This is a genomic window from bacterium (genome assembly GCA_009926305.1).
Taxonomy (GTDB): domain Bacteria; phylum Bdellovibrionota_C; class UBA2361; order UBA2361; family RFPC01; genus RFPC01.
In genome coordinates this window covers 1-1230 of record RFPC01000238.1, presented here as the reverse complement: position 1 = coordinate 1230, position 1230 = coordinate 1, and the positions used below count along the sequence as shown (strand labels likewise).

2 protein-coding genes are annotated in these 1230 nt (G+C 44.6%); both read right to left on the bottom strand.

Features of this window, described 5'->3' with window-relative positions; genetic code table 11:
- Positions 1-240, bottom strand: a 240-nt coding sequence (locus tag EBR25_14155) for a hypothetical protein (protein NBW42113.1), incomplete at its 3' end; no start/stop codon positions are given.
- Between the two features lie 2 nt (positions 241-242).
- Positions 243-1230: hypothetical protein (locus tag EBR25_14150; protein NBW42112.1), on the bottom strand; the 988-nt coding region annotated here is incomplete at its 5' end.

Sequence of the window (1230 nt, the reverse complement as noted above, 5' to 3'; positions counted from 1 at the left end):
GAAGGAATTCCCATCCGAAGACTCGGATAGAGTAGGAGCGACGGGGCTTTCTTTTTTTTTTACAGGCTGGATATCTCCAAACGAAGCTGCCTTCCAAGTTTCATAGTCATGAGTAATTCCGAGATCAGAGTGCATTTTTCTAATGTTCTGCTCATCAGACGTAGTATTCTCAAGCCATGTAGCATAATCTTCCTTTACGCCAAGATATGCGTGTAATCTTTTAAGGTACTGTTCGTTCATTTTTAGATGTCATTTGGAGACCACTGCTGAGCTTCAATCCCAATGCTTTCTGGGTCGTTTATGATCTGATTCAAAGATACGCCATTCAGCTCATCCAGTCCAAGCTTCTCAAGCTGTTGGATCTGTCCAACGTGAGATATATTGTTTGGGTCTAAAGTAATCGTTCTAGACTCTATGCCCTGAACACTCTTGCCTTCTTGAATGCGATCAAATGAGTATGCCCCACTAACTTGAAGGATGCCGTTTACCGCTCTTATTTCCTGAGGTCTAAATTGACCCATCTCCCCGTCTTCGAGAGTCACGTTCATACTCCCCTTGATCCGATTAATAGGGATTACAACCTCTCTAACGGTTTCTTGCACCGTTGTTGGCATGGGAAGGGCGCCTTCAAGTATTGTCTCAAACTCATCTCTAGGCACTGGTCTGTCTATAACTCTAACTGAGTCATAAAGGTTCTGTCTGGCTTCTTCCTCTGCAGCAGCTTCTCTAGCGGCGCGCTTATCTCCTTCACTAGCCGTTGATGTTGGTTTGCTTTGATTCCACGCGTCAAGAGCTTCATTAATCCACATGTCTGTAGCGCTCTGAATATACTGATCTGGATTTTCCATAACGACACTCTCTTCCAACCCTTTTTCTTTTGCGTAGTGTCTAAGAGCTTGAGTTCTGTGTTTTTCGTTTTCTTCGATGCTGTTCTTTACGAACTCTGTAACCTCAGTCTTGTCATCAAACTTTCCGTCGTCACGCTTTCTAAAGTGAGTAAAACCGCTAAAGTCTGCGGGCTCAAGGCCAGGGTCAAACGGGTTCTTTTCTCTTTGCTTTATGCCAGACACCTCGTTACCCTGAGCGTCAAGGTATACGAACTTTCCGTCTTTCACCGTCATAGAGCCAGCCTGCATGTCTGACGCGTTAAGGCTGTTATAACGGTTTTGAAGCTCTTCAGGCGTCAATGTCTCTACGAAACCGTCATCTTCGTAATAGTTTTCTTCTGGT